Source organism: Enterobacter sp. BWH64, from assembly GCF_001037645.1.
Taxonomy (GTDB): domain Bacteria; phylum Pseudomonadota; class Gammaproteobacteria; order Enterobacterales; family Enterobacteriaceae; genus Enterobacter; species Enterobacter hormaechei_C.
Genome location: NZ_KQ089922.1, coordinates 1160634 through 1181221, shown reverse-complemented (window position 1 = coordinate 1181221; position 20588 = coordinate 1160634). Strand labels below are relative to the sequence as shown.

The 20588-nt window shown below is 56.8% G+C and carries 20 protein-coding genes and 3 tRNA genes; 8 read left to right on the top strand and 15 right to left on the bottom strand.

From position 1 onward, the window contains the following. Positions 1 to 64 precede the first annotated feature (64 nt). From nadR to serB, 3 genes are all read right to left on the bottom strand, one after another. On the bottom strand, positions 65 to 1297 hold the full coding sequence (gene nadR / locus SK50_RS05660) for a multifunctional transcriptional regulator/nicotinamide-nucleotide adenylyltransferase/ribosylnicotinamide kinase NadR (RefSeq protein WP_045344445.1): 1233 nt from the start codon (positions 1295 to 1297) through the stop codon (positions 65 to 67). Between the two features lie 35 nt (positions 1298 to 1332). Continuing rightward, on the bottom strand, positions 1333 to 2718 hold the full coding sequence (radA, locus tag SK50_RS05655) for a DNA repair protein RadA (protein WP_017383829.1): 1386 nt from the start codon (positions 2716 to 2718) through the stop codon (positions 1333 to 1335). Between the two features lie 75 nt (positions 2719 to 2793). Continuing rightward, entirely contained in the window at positions 2794 to 3762 is a 969-nt protein-coding gene (gene serB / locus SK50_RS05650; protein ID WP_003856524.1) for a phosphoserine phosphatase, read from the bottom strand. A gap of 117 nt (positions 3763 to 3879) precedes the next feature. Between serB and SK50_RS05645 the strand changes: the two genes are divergently transcribed. Then, positions 3880 to 4524, top strand: coding sequence for a YtjB family periplasmic protein (locus SK50_RS05645; RefSeq protein WP_045344443.1), 645 nt, complete (start codon positions 3880 to 3882; stop codon positions 4522 to 4524). A gap of 39 nt (positions 4525 to 4563) precedes the next feature. Beyond that, positions 4564 to 5580 carry a lipoate--protein ligase LplA gene (gene lplA, locus SK50_RS05640; protein WP_032670595.1) on the top strand — a complete coding sequence of 339 codons (1017 nt, stop codon included), beginning with the start codon at positions 4564 to 4566 and terminating at the stop codon, positions 5578 to 5580. 85 nt (positions 5581 to 5665) lie between these two features. Here the strand turns inward: lplA and deoD are convergent, their stop codons facing one another. The 4 genes from deoD to deoC all read right to left on the bottom strand — a co-directional run bounded on the left by deoD (position 5666) and on the right by deoC (position 9990). Further along, complete coding sequence (gene deoD, locus SK50_RS05635) at positions 5666 to 6385, bottom strand: purine-nucleoside phosphorylase (RefSeq protein ID WP_003856538.1); 720 nt, start codon at positions 6383 to 6385, stop codon at positions 5666 to 5668. Positions 6386 to 6511: 126 nt separating this feature from the next. After that, entirely contained in the window at positions 6512 to 7735 is a 1224-nt protein-coding gene (gene deoB / locus SK50_RS05630; RefSeq protein WP_003856540.1) for a phosphopentomutase, read from the bottom strand. A gap of 53 nt (positions 7736 to 7788) precedes the next feature. Continuing rightward, positions 7789 to 9111: a thymidine phosphorylase gene (gene deoA / locus SK50_RS05625; RefSeq protein WP_032647172.1), complete on the bottom strand. Its 1323-nt coding sequence runs from the start codon at positions 9109 to 9111 to the stop codon at positions 7789 to 7791. Positions 9112 to 9210: 99 nt separating this feature from the next. After that, complete coding sequence (gene deoC / locus SK50_RS05620) at positions 9211 to 9990, bottom strand: deoxyribose-phosphate aldolase (RefSeq protein WP_003856543.1); 780 nt, start codon at positions 9988 to 9990, stop codon at positions 9211 to 9213. Between the two features lie 262 nt (positions 9991 to 10252). Between deoC and SK50_RS05615 the strand changes: the two genes are divergently transcribed. Together SK50_RS05615 and SK50_RS05610 are read left to right on the top strand one after the other, a co-directional pair. Further along, complete coding sequence (locus SK50_RS05615) at positions 10253 to 11788, top strand: YjjI family glycine radical enzyme (protein ID WP_045338417.1); 1536 nt, start codon at positions 10253 to 10255, stop codon at positions 11786 to 11788. Further along, entirely contained in the window at positions 11763 to 12623 is an 861-nt protein-coding gene (locus SK50_RS05610; protein WP_017694551.1) for a YjjW family glycine radical enzyme activase, read from the top strand. The genes SK50_RS05615 and SK50_RS05610 overlap by 26 nt, the downstream gene beginning before the upstream one ends. Here SK50_RS05610 and SK50_RS05605 read toward each other — a convergent pair. From SK50_RS05605 to SK50_RS05570, 8 genes are all read right to left on the bottom strand, one after another. After that, on the bottom strand, positions 12618 to 13400 hold the full coding sequence (locus SK50_RS05605) for a TatD family hydrolase (RefSeq protein WP_032652508.1): 783 nt from the start codon (positions 13398 to 13400) through the stop codon (positions 12618 to 12620). The two genes, SK50_RS05610 and SK50_RS05605, sit on opposite strands and share 6 nt — an antisense overlap. Beyond that, positions 13397 to 14449, bottom strand: coding sequence for a patatin-like phospholipase family protein (locus tag SK50_RS05600; RefSeq protein WP_048229179.1), 1053 nt, complete (start codon positions 14447 to 14449; stop codon positions 13397 to 13399). The genes SK50_RS05605 and SK50_RS05600 overlap by 4 nt, the downstream gene beginning before the upstream one ends. A gap of 122 nt (positions 14450 to 14571) precedes the next feature. Beyond that, the gene (locus tag SK50_RS05595; RefSeq protein WP_003856556.1) at positions 14572 to 14733 is read right to left on the bottom strand and encodes a DUF1328 domain-containing protein; all 162 of its coding nucleotides are present in this window, start codon (positions 14731 to 14733) and stop codon (positions 14572 to 14574) included. A 125-nt stretch (positions 14734 to 14858) separates the two neighbouring features. Then, on the bottom strand, positions 14859 to 15476 hold the full coding sequence (gene osmY, locus SK50_RS05590; RefSeq protein ID WP_015572610.1) for a molecular chaperone OsmY: 618 nt from the start codon (positions 15474 to 15476) through the stop codon (positions 14859 to 14861). 303 nt (positions 15477 to 15779) lie between these two features. After that, positions 15780 to 17369: a peptide chain release factor 3 gene (gene prfC / locus SK50_RS05585; protein ID WP_006810210.1), complete on the bottom strand. Its 1590-nt coding sequence runs from the start codon at positions 17367 to 17369 to the stop codon at positions 15780 to 15782. A gap of 92 nt (positions 17370 to 17461) precedes the next feature. Then, positions 17462 to 18139: a pyrimidine 5'-nucleotidase gene (gene yjjG, locus SK50_RS05580; RefSeq protein WP_017383835.1), complete on the bottom strand. Its 678-nt coding sequence runs from the start codon at positions 18137 to 18139 to the stop codon at positions 17462 to 17464. A 19-nt stretch (positions 18140 to 18158) separates the two neighbouring features. Then, the gene (gene rimI, locus SK50_RS05575) at positions 18159 to 18602 is read right to left on the bottom strand and encodes a ribosomal protein S18-alanine N-acetyltransferase (RefSeq protein WP_003856565.1); all 444 of its coding nucleotides are present in this window, start codon (positions 18600 to 18602) and stop codon (positions 18159 to 18161) included. Next, positions 18571 to 18984 (bottom strand): DNA polymerase III subunit psi, encoded by a 414-nt coding sequence (locus SK50_RS05570; RefSeq protein WP_017694553.1) that lies wholly within the window; start codon positions 18982 to 18984, stop codon positions 18571 to 18573. The genes rimI and SK50_RS05570 overlap by 32 nt, the downstream gene beginning before the upstream one ends. Positions 18985 to 19086: 102 nt before the next feature. Here SK50_RS05570 and rsmC point away from each other — a divergent pair, with 102 nt between their 5' ends. The 4 genes from rsmC (at position 19087) to SK50_RS05550 (ending at position 20579) form a co-directional block, all read left to right on the top strand. After that, positions 19087 to 20115, top strand: a complete 1029-nt coding sequence (rsmC, locus tag SK50_RS05565) for a 16S rRNA (guanine(1207)-N(2))-methyltransferase RsmC (RefSeq protein ID WP_015572609.1) — start codon at positions 19087 to 19089, stop codon at positions 20113 to 20115. Positions 20116 to 20259: 144 nt separating this feature from the next. Continuing rightward, positions 20260 to 20346 (top strand) — tRNA-Leu (locus SK50_RS05560). A 28-nt stretch (positions 20347 to 20374) separates the two neighbouring features. Beyond that, a tRNA-Leu gene (locus SK50_RS05555) sits at positions 20375 to 20460 on the top strand. Between the two features lie 32 nt (positions 20461 to 20492). Beyond that, a tRNA-Leu gene (locus SK50_RS05550) sits at positions 20493 to 20579 on the top strand. The last annotated feature ends 9 nt before the right edge of the window (positions 20580 to 20588 follow it).

Below are 20588 nucleotides of genomic sequence, written 5' to 3'. Positions count from 1 at the left end.
CCGGCCCTCTCCCAAAGGGAGAGGGAGATTAAAGTCCCCTCTCCTGGTGGGAGAGGGGAAGTTATTAACCCTGCTCCCCCATCATCTCCTTCACCAGCTCGACGCAGCGCAGGAAGCGGGAGTCGTAGTCCGACTCTTCCACATGTACAAACTCAACGTTGTTCTCGTTAAGCATCTCTACCAGCATGGTCTGGAACTCCCGCCTGTCCACCGAGCTGCCCAGGCTGCGCATGCCGTCGGCCACCCACGGGGTATTGTTTTCCAGCAGGATCACCAGGTCAAAGCGGTATTCGTCAATCAGCGCCTGCACAAACGGGTGCTCGCGCCCTTCGTACTTTTTGCAGAACGCCTGCGTGGTGACGAAATCGGTATCAATAAAGGCGACTTTATTGGCGTATTTCACCGCAAAATCAATGTACTGGGCATGACCGAGCGCGATTTTATCGTAGTCGGAATACTGCAACGCCATCTCGTCGCCGCCAAGGTGTGAGAAGACGTAATCGCGACCATACTCCCACGCACTGGTGGTATTGAAGATGTTCGCCAGCTTATTTACCAGCGTCGATTTCCCGCTCGACTCGCCGCCGAGGATCGCCACCGTACGCACGAAGAACGGCTTCACCTCGGTCGGGATGTAGTCCCAGTAACGGAACGGGTTCTCGCGGATCTGCGCCCCACTGATGTTCATGAAGGTGCGTTTAGGATCGATCAGCACCGTCTCGATGCCCAGATGCTCGCGGAACTGCGGCGCGTCGGACTCTTCAGAGGTGTAGATCCAGTTAGGCGCAATGCCCTTCTCTTCCATAAACGCTTTGACGCCGTTGCTCCACACGTCCCAGCCGTGCGGATACGGCTCCATGCCCTCTTCGTTAAAGGCATGAATACGAATATTTTTCTGATATTTAAAGGTCTGAAGCAGCCAGCGCAGGCGGTCCGGCACGGTGGGCTGCTGCGACATGGCGCTGTCTTCAAACAGCTGGCGATCGCGGGTTTCATCATAACCCATGATGATATGCAGTTCGTCGACCTGGCTACAGGCGCGCTGGATCAGATAGATATGCCCGGTATGCAGCGGGTAGAACTTACCGAACACCACGCCAATGTTCTTTTGCATCCGCGGAAATTCAAGCCCCAGAAAACGGTGCAGCGCTTCCAGCTTCTGCGCGCTGGGGCTTTTGATTTTGGCGTTCAGCAGTTGGCTCAGGTAGCCCTTGGTCATGCCGCTGGCGTCCGCCACCTGCTGCAACGTGCAGCCCTTCTGGCGGATAGCGGTCTTGATGTAGTCAAATGATGACATAAATTACGGTGCCTCCTGCAAAATCGAATACGTAATTATAAGTCGTCAAAGACATTTAACGCATCTGCAAGTTTTTTAACGCCAAAAACCTGCATCCCTTCCGGAATTTTTTTCGGCACGTTGGCGGCCGGAACAATCGCGCGGCGGAAGCCATGTTTTGCCGCTTCGGAGATACGCTCCTGACCGCTCGGCACCGGGCGGATCTCGCCGGCCAACCCTACCTCACCAAATACCACCAGATCCTGCGGCAACGGTCTGTCGCGCAGGCTGGAGACCATTGCCAGCAGCAGCGCCAGGTCCGCGCTGGTTTCCGTAACCTTCACCCCACCAACCACGTTGACGAACACATCCTGATCCGCCATTTGCAGACCGCCGTGACGGTGCAGCACCGCCAGCAGGATCGCCAGGCGGTTCTGTTCCAGACCGACCGCCACGCGCCGCGGGTTGCCCATCATCGATTGATCCACCAGCGCCTGAATTTCAACCAGCAGCGGACGCGTCCCCTCCCACAGCACCATCACCGAACTACCGGACGTGATCTCGTCGCCACGGCTCAGGAAGATGGCCGACGGGTTGCTGACTTCGCGAAGCCCCTGCTCGGTCATGGCAAACACGCCCAGCTCATTCACCGCGCCAAAGCGGTTTTTATGGCTGCGCAGGGTACGAAAACGGGAATCCGCATCGCCATCGAGCATCACCGAGCAGTCGATACAATGTTCAAGCACTTTCGGTCCCGCCAGCGAGCCGTCTTTGGTCACATGACCAACCATCACAATCGCCACGCCGCGCGTTTTGGCAAAGCGCGTCAGGTAGGCCGCGGTTTCACGCACCTGCGCCACGCTTCCCGGTGACGACTGAATGTCAGCCATATGCATCACCTGAATGGAGTCAATCACCATCAGCTTCGGCTGCTCTTCTTCGGCGATCATGCAGATCTGCTCGATGCTGGTTTCCGAAAGCATATTCAGATTGCCGGTCGGCAGGCCGAGGCGGTGCGCGCGCATCGCCACCTGCTGGAGTGATTCTTCGCCCGTGACGTACAGGGTTTTCATCTGTTCGGCTAGCTTGCAGAGCGTTTGCAGCAGCAGGGTCGATTTACCCGCGCCCGGGTTACCGCCGATCAGAATGGCGCTGCCCGGCACTACGCCACCGCCGAGCACGCGGTCAAATTCTTTGAATCCGGTGGAAAAGCGCGGCAGCGCTTCCAGGCTGATATCCGAAAGTTTTTGTACCTTCGACACGCCTGCATTGCCCGCATAGCCGCTCAGCCGTTCATTGCGGGCCACGCTCGGCGAAGCCGCCACACCACGCACTTCGGTGATGGTGTTCCAGGCATGGCAGGCGCTGCATTGCCCCTGCCAGCGCGGATAATCCGCACCACATTCATTACAGACAAATGCGCGTTTTGGAGCTTTCGCCACGGTTTACCTCGTTATTTCTGTGCGGTCTGCGCGCCGGGTGGCGCTGACGCTTACCCGGCCTACAAAAGCAGGCCGCTATTTTTGATTAATGCTGCCGGAGAGAATGCAGAACACCCCCATCAGATCAGCATGACGGATAGTGACTTCCGTCTTTTCATTCACTTTCGGCTTGGCATGGTAGGCAATACCCAGCCCGGCAACTTTGATCATCGGCAGATCGTTCGCGCCATCGCCGATGGCGACGGTCTGCTCGACCGGAATGGCATATTTCTCCGCCAGACGCGTCAGCGTATTGGCTTTGTACTGCGCGTCCACGATGTCGCCGATGACCTGTCCGGTGAGTTTGCCGTCCATGATCTCCAGCTCGTTTGCCACCACGGTGGTCAGACGCAGCTTGTCACGCAGGTAGTCGGCAAAGAAGGTGAACCCGCCGGAGGCAATCGCCACTTTCCAGCCGAGCGTCTCCAGCTTGAGCACCAGCTGCGTCAGCCCAGGCATCAGGGGCAGTTCATCGCGCACCTGACGCAAAATGTTAGCATCGGCCCCCTTCAGGGTCGCCACGCGCTGTCTCAGGCTGGCGGTGAAATCCAGCTCGCCGCGCATCGCGCGCTCGGTGACTTCCGCCACCAGCTCGCCGCTGCCCGCCAGTTTAGCAATCTCGTCAATACATTCGATCTGAATGGCGGTGGAGTCCATGTCCATTACCAGCAGGCCGGGCGTTTTCAGGTGCGGAATTTTGCCGAGGGGGGCAACGTCCAGCCCGGCGTCGTGCGCCAGACGCGTGGCGCGCTGCGTCAGGGAACCCGCCAGGCGAATAACCTGATAATCTTCCACGCACCAGGCCGCAACGATGACCATCGCTGCGCCCAGTTTGGTTTGATACTGGGTGAGGCGTTGCTTATCCAGGCCGCGTCCGTACAGCAGCCAGCCGCTACGGCCAGCGTGGTAATCGAGAGGCATCACCTCATCGCCACTTAAAGAGAGCGGCAATCCTGGCCATAAAGAGACATCCGTTGGCAGGTCGCACCAGGTAATGTTCGGCATTGAAGCTCCTGTAATTTCGTTCGCGCCGGAAGGTTCCAGAGGGAAAATAACGCATGAGGCTACCCTGTAACCATCACTTCTGGCAACATTAAGCCGTAAATTTTAAGCAGGTGGAATATGGCTCGCGCAAAACTGAAATTCCGGCTTCATCGCACCGTGATTGTCCTGATCTGTCTCGCACTATTAGTGGCGCTGATGCAGGGGGCATCCTGGTTTAGCCAGAATCACCAACGACAGCGTAACCCGCAGTTTGAGGAACTGGCCCGGACGCTGGCGCGCCAGGTGACGCTCAACGTTGCGCCGTCTATGCGCACCGAAACGCCGGATGATAAGCGAATAGCCCAGGTATTGCGCCAGCTTACGGAAAACAGCCGCATTCTGGATGCAGGTGTGTACGATGAACAGGGCGACCTGATTGCCCGCGCGGGTGAGCATGTCGACGTGCGCGACAGGCTGGCGCTGGATGGCAAAAAAGCCGGTGGTTATTTCAACCAACAAATCGTCGAACCCATTCAGGGAAAGAATGGTCCGCTCGGCTATTTACGTCTGACACTCGACACCCACACCCTGCCAACCGAAGCCAAACAGGTGGATAACACCACCAATATTTTGCGCCTGATGCTGCTGCTCTCGCTGGCGATTGGCGTGGTACTGGCGCGCACGCTGCTCCAGGGCAAGCGCACCCGCTGGCAGCAGTCGCCGTTCCTGTTAACCGCCAGCAAGTCGGTTCCCGAAGAGGAAGAGAGCGAGAAGAAAGAATAGTGATAAAGTAGGCGGATGATTCGGAAAAGGAACTCTGCCATGTCGACGTTACGCCTGCTAATCTCTGACTCTTACGATCCCTGGTTTAACCTGGCGGTGGAAGAGTGCATCTTCCGCCAGATGCCTGCCACCCAGCGCGTCCTGTTTCTCTGGCGCAACGCCGATACGGTCGTTATTGGTCGCGCGCAAAATCCGTGGAAAGAGTGTAACACCCGCCGTATGGAAGAGGACAACGTCCGCCTGGCGCGCCGCAGCAGCGGCGGCGGTGCGGTGTTTCACGATCTGGGCAACACCTGCTTTACCTTTATGGCGGGCAAGCCGGAATACGACAAAACCATCTCGACCTCCATTGTGCTTAACGCGCTCAATTCACTCGGCGTGACGGCTGAAGCCTCGGGACGTAACGATCTGGTCGTGAAAACGCCTGAAGGCGACCGGAAAGTGTCAGGCTCAGCCTACCGCGAAACGATGGATCGCGGATTTCACCACGGCACATTATTGCTGAATGCCGATCTGAGCCGTCTGGCAAACTATCTGAACCCGGACAAGAAAAAGCTCCAGGCTAAGGGAATTACCTCCGTGCGCGGTCGCGTGGCGAATCTGGTGGAGCTCCTGCCGGGGATTACCCATGAACGCATTTGCGATGCGATCCGCGAGGCCTTTTTCAGGCATTACGGTGAACGCGTAGAAGCCGAGGTGATTTCTCCGGATAAAACCCCGGATCTGCCAAACTTCGCGGAAACCTTCGCCCGCCAGAGCAGCTGGGAGTGGAATTTCGGTCAGGCACCGGCGTTTTCACACCTGCTGGATGAGCGATTTTCCTGGGGCGGCGTTGAGCTGCACTTTGACGTCGAGAAAGGCCATATCTCTCGTACCCAGGTATTTACGGATAGTCTTAATCCGGCACCGTTAGAAGCGCTGGCTGCACGTTTGCAGGGCTGTCTCTATCGGGCAGATATGCTGCAACAGGAGTGTGACGCGTTACGTGTTGATTTTCCGGAACAGGAACAAGAGTTGCGGGAGTTATCGGCGTGGATTGCGCAGGCAGTACGCTAATAAAAAAGCCCGCTGGCGCTCTGCTTAGCGGGCCTGGAAAACCGCTGGCCGGGTCAGGCGAAGCCGCCACCCGGCACAACAGGTATTACTCTTTATCGCCGAGCAGAACGGATTCCAGCGCGATTTTGATCATGTCGTTGAAGGTGGTCTGACGCTCGGCAGCGGTAGTCTGCTCGTGGGTACGGATGTGGTCAGACACGGTGCAGATGGTCAGCGCTTTCGCACCGAATTCAGCCGCCACGCCGTAGATACCGGCCGCTTCCATTTCCACGCCCAGAATGCCGTATTTTTCCATCACGTCGAACATGTCACCTTCTGGCGAGTAGAACAGATCGGCAGAGAACAGGTTGCCCACGCGCGCGTCAACGCCCAGCGCTTTTGCCGCGTCAACCGCGTTACGCACCATGTCAAAGTCAGCGATGGCCGCAAAGTCATGATCTTTAAAGCGAATGCGGTTGACTTTAGAGTCGGTGCACGCGCCCATGCCGATCACCACGTCACGCAGCTTAACGTCCATGCGCACTGCGCCGCAGGAGCCGACACGGATGATTTTCTTCACGCCGAAATCGGTGATCAGCTCTTTGGTGTAGATGGAGCAGGATGGGATACCCATGCCGTGACCCATCACGGAGATTTTGCGGCCTTTATAGGTGCCGGTGAAGCCCAGCATGCCGCGCACGTTGTTCACTTCACGCACGTCTTCGAGGAAGGTTTCTGCAATGTGCTTCGCGCGCAGCGGGTCGCCCGGCATCAATACGACGTCAGCGAAATCACCCATTTCTGCATTAATGTGAGGAGTTGCCATCTTCAGTTCCTTTTACATTGTTGTTTTTGCCGGGTGGCGGCTACGCCTTACCCGGCCTACATTCTGTTTCTCCCTCTCCCGGTGGGAGAGGGCCGGGGTGAGGGCATCAGGCCGCACCCAATCCGTTTAGAACATAGCCTTGCCATATTCCATGTCAGACGTACCAAAGTATTTCGCAATCGTCTGGCCGATGTCCGCGAAGGTTTCACGGTGCCCCAGCGAGCCCGGTTTGACTTTCGGGCCGTACACCAGCACCGGAATGTGCTCACGGGTGTGGTCGGTACCGGTCCAGGTCGGGTCACAGCCATGGTCAGCGGTCAGGATCAGAATGTCATCTTCCCCCACCAGCTCCATCAGCTCTGGCAGACGGCGGTCAAACAGCTCCAGACCCGCAGCATACCCGGCGACATCGCGACGGTGGCCCCAGGAGGAGTCGAAGTCCACGAAGTTGGTGAAGACAATGGTCTTATCGCCCGCTTCTTTCATCTCTTTGATGGTGGCGTCGAACAGCGCATCCAGACCGGTCGCTTTGACCTTTTTGGTAATGCCGCAGTTGGCGTAAATGTCCGCGATTTTACCCACGGAAACCACGTGGCCGTCTTTCTCGTCGACGAGTTTTTGCAGCACGGTCGGCGCCGGTGGCTCCACGGCCAGATCGTGACGGTTGCCGGTACGCTGGAAGTTACCCGCTTTGTCGCCGATAAACGGACGCGCGATAACGCGGCCAATGTTGTAGCCGCCTTCGGTCAGCTCTTCACGGGCGATCTCGCACAGCTCGTACAGTTTATCCAGGCCAAACGTCTCTTCATGGCAGGCGATCTGGAACACGGAGTCAGCAGAGGTATAGAAAATCGGCTTGCCGGTTTTCATATGCTCTTCGCCGAGCTGATCCAGAATCACGGTACCGGAAGAGTGGCAGTTGCCGAGGTAGCCCGGCAGGTTGGCGCGCTTCACCAGCTTATCGAGCAGCTCCTGCGGGAAGCTGTTCTCGTGATCGGAGAAGTAGCCCCAGTCAAACAGCACCGGCACGCCGGCGATTTCCCAGTGGCCGGACGGAGTATCTTTCCCGGAAGAGAGCTCGTGCGCCCACGCGTAGGCGCCCACCACTTCCGCGTTACCGTCCATACCGGCTGCGATCTTACCGGTAGAGCCTTCATGCGCTTTTACCAGCCCCAGACGGGTCAGGTTTGGCAGGTTCAGAGGGCCTTTACGACCGTTGTCCGCTTCGCCTTTTGCACAGGCTTCCGCGATGTGACCCAGGGTATCGGAACCCACGTCACCAAATCGTTCTGCATCTTCGGTTGCGCCGATGCCGAATGAGTCCAGCACCATAATAAATGCACGTTTCATAATTGTTCTCCGTACTTAGTGCTTCATAAAAATGCGATCAGATCAGTATACCGCTATTCAGTGATACGACGATAGACCGTCGGTGTGGTTTCCGGTGCTTTATCGTCAAGAGATATTGCCGCCTTCACCGCTTTCGCCGCGTCCTGCCAGCTGGCTTCATCTTTCGCGTGGATCACCGCCAGCGGACGTTGGCCGTCAACGCTGTCGCCCAGACGGGCCATATCGGTAAAGCCGACGCTGTAATCAATGGTGTCCGATGCCTGACGACGACCGCCGCCCATAGACACAACAGCCATGCCGAGCGCGCGGGTATCCATAGCCGAGACAAAGCCTTCGCTGTCCGCATAGACCGCTTTGCTGAGCATCGCGGTGGGCAGGTATTTCGCGTAGTTTTCCACGAAGTCGGTCGGGCCTTTCTGCGCCGCCACCATCCGACCAAAGATCTCCGCCGCTTTGCCGTTGTCCAGCACCGCCTGAAGCTTCGCGCGGGCTTCCGCGTCGTCTTTGGCCAGCTTGCCGGAGATTAACATCTCAACGCACAGCGCCATGGTGACATCGAACAGGCGCGGGTTACGGTATTCGCCTGTGAGGAACTGCACGGCCTCACGGACTTCAACCGCGTTACCGGCGCTGGAGGCCAGCACCTGGTTCATGTCCGTCAGCAGTGCAGTGGTGCGCACGCCCGCGCCGTTGGAGACGCCAACGATCGCTTCGGCCAGCGCCTCAGAGAGTTCATAGGTTGGCATAAACGCGCCGCTGCCCACTTTCACATCCATCACCAGCGCATCCAGACCTTCCGCCAGTTTTTTGGCAAGGATAGAGGCGGTGATCAGCGGGATGGAGTCTACGGTCGCGGTAATGTCACGCGTCGCGTAGAAACGCTTGTCAGCCGGAGCAAGAGAGCTGGTCTGGCCGATAATCGCCACGCCAACGTCTTTAATAATGTCGCGGAAGCGGTTGTCATCCGGGAAGATATCGAAGCCCGGAATGGCTTCCAGTTTGTCGAGCGTACCGCCGGTATGACCCAGGCCGCGCCCGGAAATCATCGGGATGTAACCGCCACAGGCCGCCACCATTGGGCCGAGCATCAGAGACGTCACGTCGCCCACGCCGCCGGTGGAGTGTTTGTCCACAATCGGGCCGTTAAGGTTGAGGCTTTTCCAGTCCAGAACGGTTCCTGAATCTCGCATCGCCATGGTCAGCGACACGCGCTCAGGCATCGACATATCGTGGAAGAAAATGGTCATCGCCAGAGCCGCAATCTGCCCTTCAGAGATGGCGTTATCACGAATGCCATTGATAAAAAAGCGGATTTCTTCGTCGCTTAATGCATGACCATCACGTTTTTTACGAATAATTTCTTGTGCGAGAAACACGGTAACCTCCATGCGGAATCGGGTGAATGGCGGCGGATATGTTGACCCGCCCTACGATCCTGTAGGCCGGGTTAGCGTAGCGTCACCCGGCAATTCAACTTAGTAGCTGCTTGCGCTCTTACCGTCACCGTGACCCAGCGCTTTCAGCAAGCTGGCCAGCAGGCTGGACGCGCCGAAGCGGTAGTGGCGGGAATCAGCCCAGTCGGCGCCGAACAGCTCGTCGGCAATCGCCAGGAACTGCTGCGCGTCTTCCGCGGTACGCACGCCGCCCGCCGGTTTGAAGCCAACGGTTTTGGACACGCCCATATCACGGATGACTTCCATCATGATGCGTGCGCTTTCCGGAGTAGCGTTGACCGGCACTTTACCGGTAGAAGTTTTAATGAAGTCCGCGCCCGCTTTGATGGAGATTTCAGACGCCTTACGAATCAGCGCCTCTTCTTTCAGCTCGCCGGTTTCGATGATCACTTTAAGCAGCACGTTTGCCGCCGCACACGCGTCTTTACAGGCTTTCACCAGGTCAAAACCGACCTGCTCGTTGCCGGCGATCAGCGCGCGGTACGGGAATACCACGTCAACTTCGTCTGCGCCGTACGCAATCGCCGCGCGGGTTTCTGCCAGCGCGATCTCGATATCGTCATTGCCGTGCGGGAAGTTAGTTACGGTGGCAATGCGCACATCCGGCGTGCCCTGCTCTTTCAGCGTTTTGCGGGCAATCGGGATAAAGCGCGGATAGATACAGACGGCGGCGGTGTTACCCACTGGCGTTTTCGCCTGATGGCACAGGGCGATGACTTTTTCATTGGTGTCGTCATCGTTCAGGGTGGTCAGGTCCATCAGTTTCAACGCGCGCAGGCTGCTTGCAGTTAAATCGGTCATAACATTCTCCAACGGCAGTGCCGTATAAATTTTACCTTGCGGGTCTGTGAGTATTCTAACATTCACCCGCATCCACACTTCGACATTCATCACAGTTAATGAAAACTGTGTGCAAATTTGCATTACTGTAATGAGATCTTCTTCAAATTTTAGTGCGTTAATTGCTGACTAAATCGGCGATATCCCCGTTCTGATCAAAAGCGCCACCAGGCTGGCTTCCTACAATTCGTTCACCATCCGCAGAACAACCAAGGAAGTGAACATGCCCGACGCCCTGCAACAACGTTGCCAGCACATTGTGACCAGCCCGGTGTTAACCCCGGAACAAAAACGTCATTTTCTGGCGCTGGAAGCGGAGAACAATCTGCCCTATCCCGCCCTGCCAGAGGCGGCCCGCGCCGCGCTGGACGAGGGGTTCATCTGCGACATGTTCGAAGGCCATGCGCCTTACAAACCGCGCTACGTGCTGCCGGACTACGCTAAATTTCTGGCTAACGGCTCAGAATGGCTGGAGCTGGAAGGGGCGAAAGACCTGGATGATGCCCTCTCGCTGCTCACTATCCTTTATCACCACGTTCCGTCCGTCACATCGATGCCGGTCTATCTGGGCCAGCTCGATGAGATACTCAGCCCCTATGTTAAAATTATAACACAGGATGAAATCGATAGCCGAATAAAACGTTTCTGGCGTTACCTGGACAGAACCCTGCCCGATGCGTTTATGCATGCCAATATCGGCCCGGCGGATACGCCTGTCACCCGAGCCATCCTTCGCGCGGATGCCGAACTGAAGCAGGTTGCGCCGAACCTGACCTTTATCTACGACCCGGATGTAACCCCCGGCGATCTGCTGCTGAGCGTGGCGGAAAACATTTGTGAATGTAGTAAACCGCATATTTCTAATGGCCCGGTGAATGATAAAATTTTCACAAAAGGTCGCTATGGCGTGGTGAGCTGTTACAACTCCCTGCCGCTGGCGGGCGGCGGCAGCACGCTGGTGCGCCTTAACCTGAAAGCGATCGCGGAACACAGCCGCTCACCGGAAGACTTTTTCACCCGTACCCTTCCCCACTACTGCCAACAACAAATCGCGATCATCAATGCGCGCTGCGATTTTCTATATGAACAATCCGGTTTCTTTGAGAATAGCTTCCTGGTGAAAGAGGGGCTGATTGATGCCGATCGCTTTGTGCCGATGTTTGGCATGTACGGTCTGGCCGAAGCGGTGAATGTGCTGTGCGAGAAAGCAGGCATTACGGGACGTTACGGTAAGAACGAACAGGCCAATGCGCTGGGCTACCGCATCAGTGAACAGCTTGCGGCATTTGTTGAAAACACGCCGGTGAAACACGGCTGGCAGCACCGCGCGATGCTGCATGCCCAGTCTGGGATCAGTTCCGATTCTGGCACCACGCCGGGCGCGCGTCTGCCGTACGGCGACGAACCGGACCCAGTCAGCCACCTGCTGGCCGTGGCGCCGCACCATAAACACTATCATTCGGGGATCAGCGATATTCTCACCCTGGAGGAAACGGTTAAACGCAATCCTCAGGCTGTGGTGCAGCTGTGCCTGGGGGCGTTCAACGCCGGTATGCGTGAGTTCACCGCGAATGTAGCCGGAAACGACCTGGTGCGCGTCACCGGGTATATGGTGCGGCTCTCCGATCTGGAGAAATACCGGGAGGCCGGCTCGCGCACCAACACCACCTGGCTCGGCGAGGAGGCCGCGCGCAATACCCGTATTCTGGAACGTCAGCCGCGCGTGATAAGTCATGAACAGCAGATGCGCTTTAGTTAGTCAGGTCATACCCTTCTCCTGCGTGGACGGGCCGGGCAGCCGCCTGGCGTTGTTCCTCCAGGGCTGTAACCTGCGCTGCAAAACCTGCCACAACCCGTGGACGATAGGGCGCTGCAACGACTGCGGCGACTGTGTTCCCCACTGTCCTCATGATGCGCTGGCAATTCAGGCCGGGCGCGTCTGGTGGCAGGAGAGTCACTGTCAGCAGTGCGACACCTGTCTGCACCTGTGTCAGCAGCAGGCGACGCCGATGGCGCAGCGCTATAGCGTCGAGGAGATCCTCTCCCGGGTTCGCACGTCCGCGCCGTTTATTGAGGGCGTGACCGTCAGCGGGGGTGAGGCCACCACGCAGCTGCCGTTTTTGGTTGCGCTGTTCACCGCGATCAAAGCCGATCCGTCCCTGCGCCATCTGACGTGCCTGGTGGACAGCAACGGCCTGTTAAGCGAAACCGGCTGGCAAAAGCTGTTACCGGTGTTTGACGGCGCGATGGTGGATCTGAAAGCCTGGGGCAATGAACATCACCGTTTTCTGACCGGGCGCGAAAACACGCAGATCAAGCAGAGCATCCGCTGGCTGGCCGATCGTCATCGCCTGACGGAGCTGCGCCTGCTGGTGATCCCCGCTCGGTGTGATTATCTGCACCATCTGCCATCGCTGACCGCTTTTATCCACGCGTTGGGGAACGTTCCTGTGCGGATCAACGCGTTTCATGCTCATGGGGTTTACGGGGAGGCGGCGCGATGGCGGAGCGCCACGCCGGAGGACATCGAGCCGCTGGCGCAGGCCCTGGAACGGCAGCAAATCACGGTGATCCGCCCGGCTCTTTATTTATAGCGTGATGCCGAAGACCGCGCGGGTGTTTTCCAGCAGCGCGCTGGCAATCACATCTTCAGGCTCCTGACGCAGCTCACACAGCACATCAAAAACGCGCGCCGCCTGCTCCGGGCGGTTGGGCTGGCCCTGAAAACCATTCAGCGGCATGTCAGGCGCATCCGTTTCCAGCAGGAGCGAGGTCAGCGGGAGCTGCGCCATCACATCACGGGTTTTGCTGGCACGCGGATAGGTAATGGTGCCACCGACGCCAATCTTATAGCCCAGCTCAATAAAACGCTGCGCCTGCTGAAGGCTTCCAGCGAAACCATGGACCACGCCCCTGCGCGGCACGTCGATACGCTTCAGGTGCATCGCCAGTTTGTCATGGGTACGTCTGGAGTGGAGGATCACCGGCAGATCGTGGCGCTTTGCCAGCCGGAGCTGCGCATCCAGGATCGTCTGCTGGCGCTCAAACTGCGGATCTTCACGATAGAGATCGAGGCCGATCTCTCCGATGGCAACCAGCTTCGTATCCGCATTTTGCAGCGTGGCATCCAGCCTGTCGAGATGGTCATCAAGATGGTGCTCAATAACGATCGGATGCAGACCCAGCGCGGCATACAGCGCATCGTGCTCCCGGGCAAGCGCCAGAACTTTGTCGAATCTCGCCGCTTCAATAGCGGGCACAATAATGGCTCTCACACCGGCCTCAGCCGCGCGCGCAATACTTGATGTTTCCTCCCCGCTAAACGGCGGGAAATCAAAGTGGCAATGGGTATCGATAAAGCAGTGCGTCACGCCAGATCCTCGTTATCGAGTAAGCCATCGTTGGCCTGCGGCGCGTCCACCAGCGGCATCGCCACCGCGTCATTGGCCACAACGGCAGGCGGCAAAATGATGCTTTTATGCCGATGAAGAGGCGGTTGCTCCGCCAGCATTTTCCCGACGGTCGCCAGGAAGTAACGCCCGCACAGCCGCCCCGTTTTGTAATCCATACGCAACGCAGGCAGCCGACTGCCCAGCGCCATGCTCAACAGCGGCTTAGGCGGATAAATTTCAAAGATGCGCAGCTTGCCCGGTGGTTTTTCAATAAAACGCTGCATCGCGCCGTAGGTGGTTTCATGCTGCTTCGCGATATTCACCAGCGGTTGCAGGCTGCTGTCGCCCAGCCAGCGTTCCATCCGCTTAAACCACTGTGGGGTGTAATACATCTGCGAAGGCACCGTGCGGATCACCACAATGGTTTTTGCCCCGCGCCGCGCCGCCTCCTGTACCGGCACCGCGTCGCTGATACCGCCGTCAAGATAGCTTATTCCCTCCAGCAGAGTGCCGGTGCGGTAGAATCCCGGGATCGCGCTGGATGCGCGGATGATATCCAGCCAGTTCTCTTTCTGTGGCGAAAAGTAACCCGGTGAATAGTCATCGCCACGACTGGCGCACATCCAGAACTCTTTGCCGGTATCGAATAGACGTGACGCGGTATCCATGGCCAGCGGCATCTGGCTGGAGGTAGCATCCAGTAACCAGTCGAGATCGATCAGGTTCCCGCCGCGTACGAAGCGTACCGGATTGAAGAATTCTTTGGAGGTGGTGTAGCGCATAATCACTTTGCGCGCATAGCCGGGCTGGTTGCAGACATAGGCGGAGAGGTTCTGCGCCCCGGCAGAGGTGCCGAAATAGAGATCGAACGGGTTGAATTGCGCGCGCATAAATTCGTCGAGCACGCCAGCAGTGAAAATACCGCGCTGCCCTCCCCCTTCACAGACCAGCGCAAGCTGGCCTGCATGAAACGGTTTTAACGTCAGCGGCGCAATATTGCCGAGCGTAACGGGAATTCGTTGCCCCACCTCTGCCTTCCTGTTTTCATTATTTTGATAAGACACAGTAACGCACTTCCCCGGTGGTTCTCAAACGAGAAAAAGCCAGTCACGAGGACTGGCTTGAGTTTGTTTAGTAAATATTGCGTTTGCTACGGGCGACGTCGACCCGTAAACAGGCTGACCAGGAACAGAATAATACCGACGACGAAGACAATTTTCGCTGCCCATGCCGCGGTACCCGCCAGTCCACCAAAGCCCAATGCGGCGGCAATTAACGCGATAACCAGAAATATAATGCCCCAACGAAACATAAGCCTCTCCTTTACCATAGTTAATGTCGGCCGCTAAACGTGAGCGCTCAGGTCACTCACCGGCTTTTCCAGAATCGTTTTTATTTCGCCCGCGGTTTTCAGCCTGACGGGCGAATGGTACTGCTTTACTTCGTTTTCAGATCGTTTTTGACGCTTTTCACACCATCAATAGCTTTCGCAATTGACTCGGCACGATCGCTTTGTGCCTGATTCTCAACCGTACCGGACAGCTGGACCACACCATCGGTGGTTTCAACTTTCACCATACGGGATGGCACGATGTCGTCAGCTAACAGTTTAGCTTTGATTTCGCTGGTAGTTGCTGCATCTCCGGCATAGCCCTTCACCGACGATTCTTTGCTGTCACGTACGTGCAATTTGTCGCTGACGGAGCTTACGCCCTCAACGCCTTTCGCCACTTTAACGGCTTCTTCGGCCTGGGTCTGGCTTTCAACGAAACCGCTCAGGGTGACAACCTTGTTGTCGGTTTTAACAGAAATATCGGTGCTCTTGATGGATTCGTGATCCACCAGTGCGGCTTTCACTTTTGCTGTGATTGAGCTGTCATCCATGAAATTACCGACTTTATTCATAGAGCTATCGATTTTTTCCCCTGCGGTATTGGCGGAATTTTGCGCTTTATCCATGGTGCTGGTTTCCGCCAGAGCAGAACCGCTTACCAGGACACTACCCAATGTTACAGCCAGCAGAGTTTTAGAAATCTTCAGTCTTGTCATATTCATCGATTTATTCCTGTGTTTTGCCCATTATTTGGGCGACATACTTCCCTAATCTTGGTTTTATATATTGCGAATTAACACCGGGGCAAAATGGAGAACCAATGGACATGCATTGAACAGTTAATTCATCCACGCCCGGTGCTAAACACTGAGTTAAATATAGATCACAATCAGAGGGGTGCATTCAGAATTGGGGAAAAAACGAACGAATAGCGAAAAATTGCGGTGAATTAAGAACATTCCGCAAGGGTTTAATATCACAGGAATTAAAGAAGAGCACGGCGGCTGCCGTGCTCTGAAAGGAAATTAATGCTCGCGCGTTTTGCGGAACTGAACATCAGGATAACGTTCCTGCGTCAGGTTCAGGTTTACCATGGTTGGGGCGATATAGGTCAGGTTATCGCCACCGTCCAGCGCCAGCTGAACTTCGTTCTTACGTTTAAATTCTTCGAATTTCTTCACGTCAGAACACTCAACCCAGCGCGCCGTCGCCACGTTCACCGATTCGTAAATCGCTTCCACGTTGTACTCGCTCTTAAGACGGGCAACCACCACGTCGAACTGGAGCACACCCACCGCGCCCACGATCAGATCGTTGTTGGCGATTGGGCGGAACACCTGTACCGCGCCCTCTTCGGAAAGCTGGACCAGGCCTTTCAGCAGCTGCTTCTGCTTCAGCGGATCGCGCAGGCGAATGCGGCGGAACAGTTCTGGCGCGAAGTTAGGGATACCGGTGAACTTCATCATTTCGCCTTGCGTGAAGGTATCGCCAATCTGAATGGTACCGTGGTTGTGTAAACCAATGATGTCACCCGGATAGGCTTCTTCTACATGCGAACGGTCACCCGCCATGAAGGTCAGCGCGTCGGATATCACTACGTCTTTACCGATACGGACCTGACGCAGCTTCATGCCCTTTTCGTACTTACCGGAAACCACGCGCATAAAGGCGACGCGGTCGCGGTGTTTCGGGTCCATGTTGGCCTGAATTTTAAAGACGAAGCCGGAGAACTTCTCTTCCTTCGCTTCTACTTCGCGGGTGTCGGTTTTACGCGGCATCGGCTGCGGGGCCCACTCAACCAGACCGTCGAGCATATGGTCAACGCCGAAGTTGCCGAGTGCGGTACCGAAGAAGACCGGGGTAATTTCACCGCTCAGGAACAGCTCTCTGTCGAACTCATGCGACGCGCCTTTAACCAGCTCCAGCTCATCGCGCAGCTGGGCGGCCAGCTCTTCACCGACAGCGGCGTCCAGCTCCGGGTTGTCCAGACCTTTCACAATGCGGACTTCCTGAATGGTGTGGCCCTTACCGGTCTGGTACAGGTAGGTTTCGTCTTTATAGAGGTGGTAAACCCCTTTGAACAGCTTGCCGCAGCCAATCGGCCAGGTGATTGGCGCGCAGGCAATCTTCAGCTCGTTTTCCACTTCATCCATCAGCTCCATCGGATCACGGATGTCACGGTCGAGTTTGTTCATAAAGGTGAGGATCGGCGTATCGCGCAGACGGGTGACTTCCATCAGCTTGCGGGTACGATCTTCAACACCTTTCGCGGCGTCGATCACCATCAGGCAGCAGTCCACCGCCGTCAGCGTACGGTAGGTATCTTCGGAGAAGTCTTCGTGCCCCGGGGTGTCCAGCAGGTTCACCAGGCAGTCGTGATACGGGAACTGCATCACGGAGGTGGTAATCGAAATACCACGCTGCTTTTCCATCTCCATCCAGTCGGATTTAGCATGCTGGCTGGAGCCACGGCCTTTAACGGTACCCGCGGTCTGGATCGCCTGTCCGAACAGCAACACCTTCTCGGTGATGGTCGTTTTACCGGCATCCGGGTGCGAGATAATGGCAAAAGTGCGGCGTTTGGCCACCTCTTGCAGATAAGGAGACAACGTCATAATCAATTCTTCTTAGGTAAGCGCGGCAGCAGGCCGCGCATCATGGAATACGAAAAATGCGGCTATTTTACCCATCAACAGGGGGCAGGCAATCATTGTTTACACAGGAGCTGCTCCAGTTCGTTCAATGACGTAACGGTCCAGGTCGGCTCGATGCCTTCCGGCAGCGTGCGACCATGCGCATTCAGCCAGACGGTCGACAGGCCCGATCTCATACCTCCCAGAATATCAGATTCTGCCGTATCCCCCACCATCAGCACGCGATCGCGGTCAGGATTGCCCGCTTGCGCCAGCGCATAATCGAAAATACGCGGATCCGGCTTCGGTACGCCCACCTCTTCGGAGATCACCAGCGCGTCGAAATGATCGCGCAGGCCGGTGCGTTCAAGGCGGATCTGCTGAAGCGCGGTAAAGCCGTTGGTAATGATCCCAAGCTTCACCTTCCCTTTCAGCGAATCCAGCAGAGAAACGGCGCCGGGCAGCGGCGCGCAGATATCCGCCATCGCATTCAGGAAGGCCTCGTTCAGCGCCCCAGGACTGACGTTTAACCGTTCAGCCCACACGTCAAAACGCTGATGCTGAAGCTGTAACGCGGTGATGGCTCCGTTCTGGTAATCCACCCACAGCGGTTTGTTCACCGCCTGATAGTCCTGAAAATCTTCCGCGGTGAACGTCACGCTATAGTCGAGAAACATCCGCTGTAGGCCGCCGAACGAGTCAAACGTAAACAGCGTTTCGTCGGCATCAAAGAAAATCCAGTCCCATTTCATCGTTACAACCTTATTTTCGTTATCCAATCGGCAGAGCCATGATAATGGCGTCTTCACGTCCCTCTGCGGTGGGGTAGTAGTTACGGCGGATAGTCGCCTCGTTGAAGCCTAAGCTTTCATAGAGCGCGATGGCGGCGACATTGGACGCGCGCACCTCCAGCCACAGGGTGAAAACGTCACGGGTTTCCAGCTCACGAATGAGGTGCTCAAGCAGTTCCCTGCCCAGCCCGCGGCGCTGGTAAGCGGGATCGACCGCAATATTAAACAGCGTCGCCTCGTCCAGAACGACCTGCGTGATGGCGAACGCAGCCATCGCACCGTCAACGTCCAGGCGGAGATTTAAATAGCGTTCGCCCTGATTGCTGGCAAACGTCTTTTCGCTCCACGGAAAGGCATGGGCGCGGGTTTCAATCGCGAACGCGGTGGTCAGGTCAGCCGTCGTGAGGGAAGAAATCGTGTTCATATTCGCAAATTTGTTGCCATAGCGCGCTACGCGCTTTTGGGTTGGCTTTCAGTTCGTCCAGCGCTGGCGAACTGATCTGGCTTCCTTCAAGAGGTAGCTCGTCCACCGCCCCGATTCGCCAGCTGTTACAGCGGCTGTCAGGGGGAAGCATCGCGACGCTTTCAGGCGCCAGCTGTAATACCTGATCGCGGGTCACCTTCAGGGTGCGAAGGACATCCTCAATCAGGGGCTCGTTCAGGGCAGGCGGCGCTTCTGCCACCATCACCAGGCGGACATGCGCAGGTATGGAGATGGCTATTTCGCCCCGCAACGCCGTCGGGCGACGCAAAGCCCACTGGGTAATGCCCAGCTGCTGCAACTGCCAGTCTCGTCGGGATATCATAGCGAAAACTCCTGTCTCTCAGGCGCGCAAATATAGCAAATGTGTCGAAACTGCGCCATCTACCTACTATAATCCCCGCCTGAGTTTATTGAGGAACAATTCATGTCTGCATTTACCCCGGCAAGTGAAGTCTTGCTGCGTCACAGTGATGATTTCGAAGAAAGCCGTATTCTGTTTGCCGGAGATATGCAGGATGACCTGCCCGCGCGTTTCGACTGTGCTGAAAGCCGTGCCCACACCCAGTACTATCACCACTGGCAGGTGCTGAGCCGCCAGATGGGCGAGCGCGCGCGCTTTAGCCTGGCGGCGGAGCAGAGCGATATTGCTGACTGCGATACGCTCATTTACTACTGGCCGAAAAACAAGCCGGAAGCCCAGTTCCAGCTGATGAACCTGCTTTCTCTGCTGCCGGTCGGCTGCGATATTTTTGTTGTCGGTGAGAACCGCAGCGGGGTGCGTAGCGCAGAGCAGATGCTCGAAGCCTGGGCGCCGCTGACGAAAATCGACAGCGCCCGTCGCTGCGGACTGTACCATGGTCGTCTGGAAAAACAGACCACCTTCGATGCCGACGCCTTCTGGGACGAGTACCAGCTTGACGGCCTGACCATTAAAACCCTGCCGGGCGTGTTCAGTCGTGATGCGCTCGATACGGGCAGCAAGCTGCTGCTGTCCACCCTGACGCCTCACACCAAGGGCAAGGTGCTGGACGTCGGCTGTGGCGCGGGCGTGCTGTCAACGGTTCTCGCCAGCCACTCACCAAAAGTGCGTTTAACCCTGTGTGACGTGAGCGCCCCGGCAGTAGAAGCCAGCCGCGCCACGCTTGCTGCGAATGGCATAGAAGGTGACGTGTTTGCCAGCAACGTTTTCTCCGACGTGACCGGTCGCTTTGACATGATCATCTCTAACCCGCCGTTCCACGACGGAATGGAGACCAGCCTTGAAGCGGCGCAAACGCTGATCCGTGGCGCAACCCGTCACCTCAACAGCGGCGGTGAGCTGCGTATCGTAGCGAACGCCTTCCTCGCGTACCCGAAAGTGCTGGATGAAACCTTTGGCTTCCACGAAGTGATCGCCCAGACGGGCCGCTTTAAGGTCTATCGCACCGTGATGACGCGCCAGGCGAAAAAGTAAACCCCCGGTCCGGCGATGGCCGACGCTGCCATCGCCCATTTTTGCAGCAATCAAAACAACGTGCGCAATTTTCTGTTGACGTAAAGCTGAAAACATCTAGAATGCGCCTCCGTGGTTACGATACTTTTACAGTGTCGATGGTATGCGAAGGTGGCGGAATTGGTAGACGCGCTAGCTTCAGGTGTTAGTGTCCTTACGGACGTGGGGGTTCAAGTCCCCCCCCTCGCACCATAAATCACGTTGATATTGCTCGCACTGGGCGAAGGTGGCGGAATTGGTAGACGCGCTAGCTTCAGGTGTTAGTGTCCTTAGGATGTGGGGGTTCGAGTCCCCCCCCTCGCACCAACGAGGCGATATCAAACCAGTAAGATGACTGTGCGAAGGTGGCGGAATTGGTAGACGCGCTAGCTTCAGGTGTTAGTGTCCTTACGGACGTGGGGGTTCAAGTCCCCCCCCTCGCACCAATTATCTTA

Coding starts and splice junctions, on each gene's coding strand:
- nadR (WP_045344445.1), bottom strand. CDS start 1,297: ATGTCATCATTTGACTACATCAAGACCGCTATCCGCCAGAAGGGCTGC.
- serB (WP_003856524.1), bottom strand. CDS start 3,762: ATGCCGAACATTACCTGGTGCGACCTGCCAACGGATGTCTCTTTATGG.
- SK50_RS05645 (WP_045344443.1), top strand. CDS start 3,880: ATGGCTCGCGCAAAACTGAAATTCCGGCTTCATCGCACCGTGATTGTC.
- lplA (WP_032670595.1), top strand. CDS start 4,564: ATGTCGACGTTACGCCTGCTAATCTCTGACTCTTACGATCCCTGGTTT.
- deoD (WP_003856538.1), bottom strand. CDS start 6,385: ATGGCAACTCCTCACATTAATGCAGAAATGGGTGATTTCGCTGACGTC.
- deoB (WP_003856540.1), bottom strand. CDS start 7,735: ATGAAACGTGCATTTATTATGGTGCTGGACTCATTCGGCATCGGCGCA.
- deoC (WP_003856543.1), bottom strand. CDS start 9,990: ATGACCGATTTAACTGCAAGCAGCCTGCGCGCGTTGAAACTGATGGAC.
- SK50_RS05615 (WP_045338417.1), top strand. CDS start 10,253: ATGCCCGACGCCCTGCAACAACGTTGCCAGCACATTGTGACCAGCCCG.
- SK50_RS05610 (WP_017694551.1), top strand. CDS start 11,763: ATGAACAGCAGATGCGCTTTAGTTAGTCAGGTCATACCCTTCTCCTGC.
- SK50_RS05595 (WP_003856556.1), bottom strand. CDS start 14,733: ATGTTTCGTTGGGGCATTATATTTCTGGTTATCGCGTTAATTGCCGCC.
- osmY (WP_015572610.1), bottom strand. CDS start 15,476: ATGAATATGACAAGACTGAAGATTTCTAAAACTCTGCTGGCTGTAACA.
- prfC (WP_006810210.1), bottom strand. CDS start 17,369: ATGACGTTGTCTCCTTATCTGCAAGAGGTGGCCAAACGCCGCACTTTT.
- yjjG (WP_017383835.1), bottom strand. CDS start 18,139: ATGAAATGGGACTGGATTTTCTTTGATGCCGACGAAACGCTGTTTACG.
- rimI (WP_003856565.1), bottom strand. CDS start 18,602: ATGAACACGATTTCTTCCCTCACGACGGCTGACCTGACCACCGCGTTC.
- SK50_RS05570 (WP_017694553.1), bottom strand. CDS start 18,984: ATGATATCCCGACGAGACTGGCAGTTGCAGCAGCTGGGCATTACCCAG.
- rsmC (WP_015572609.1), top strand. CDS start 19,087: ATGTCTGCATTTACCCCGGCAAGTGAAGTCTTGCTGCGTCACAGTGAT.